The organism is Moorena sp. SIO4A1 (assembly GCF_010672065.1).
In the GTDB taxonomy this organism is placed as follows: domain Bacteria; phylum Cyanobacteriota; class Cyanobacteriia; order Cyanobacteriales; family Coleofasciculaceae; genus Moorena.
Window position 1 is genome coordinate 1 of record NZ_JAAHHX010001006.1, and the last position, 1,096, is coordinate 1,096.

General features: G+C 49.5%; 1 protein-coding gene. It reads right to left on the bottom strand.

Translation table 11 applies throughout. The features are described from left to right. Nucleotides 1-18 precede the first annotated feature (18 nt). Nucleotides 19-1,096, bottom strand: a 1,078-nt coding sequence (locus tag F6K53_RS44830) for an asparagine synthase-related protein (RefSeq protein WP_293087533.1), incomplete at its 5' end; no start/stop codon positions are given.

Below are 1,096 nucleotides of genomic sequence, written 5' to 3' on the forward strand. Positions count from 1 at the left end.
TCCCACCCGAACATGATACTAACAAGTGATTTCGACTTGCCGATGTAGCTGGTGTACTTCCGTTGGTGCTTCTAGAGGTTGATGCTGTGCTGCCATCATTTGGTCGAACCAAGCGATGAGTGCCAATGTCGTGTTAATGTGATAGATAGCTTCCATATTTCCAATGCCAACGGCAGCCTGGCGCATAGCGTGAATCAGTTGCTGGGCATCAAATATGCCTAATTCTTGGCTGGGGGAATTACGCACCATGAATTCTAAACAGGGTAAATGTTTAGACAAACCAAGCCAATAGATATCGTTAAATGTAGCTTTGTCACGTCTGGTGCGAATTGGTTCTGGCAGTATTCCCCGCATAGCTGTTTGCAGAACTGGCTTGGGCATACCAGGGATTTCTCTGAGGGCTGTGGGCAATTCTAGGCAGAAACTCAGCACGCGAGAATCAAGAAAAGGATGGGAGTTGTGCATACCTTGTGGTGCTGCCAGATACCATCGAGACCAATCACCTACGGAGGTTTGGAGAGACCACAAATCCACAGATAATTCAGCGGAACCACCGTATAGTCTTTGAGCATTTTGTTTGCCAATGGTCTGCATTTTGAAACATTGGGCAAATTCGGGCAATATCCAGGGAGGAATGGCAAATTTTCCGACCTTGGGCCAGCGTCCAAACCCACCCCGCCACCAGGTGCCAATAGTACCCACCATCAGCATCGGCAAAGCAGGCCCAATGCCGAATTGATAAAGGATTGACCAGATACTCTGGTTATTAGCCTGTGCCATGCGTTGGGCTTCGGAAAATGCTGCTAACCATTGACCTTGGCGCAACTGACTCGCCATACTCAGGCGTGTTCCTACCAGCAGTTCATCAGCTCCCATACCGGTTAAAATGGTATCCGCTCCCAGTTTATGGGCAGCTTCCACTAAAAGCTTTTCCATGGCTAGGTGGGATAGACCTGCATAGGGTTCGTCATGGTAAGGGATGTCATCATTGAACCAGCGAAAGACCAGGGCGTCGTCAGCATCGATGAAGTGAGGGACAATCGGTCCACCCTGTTCTAGCACCATCTCGGCGTATGCTCGCTCACGAGCCAAGCTA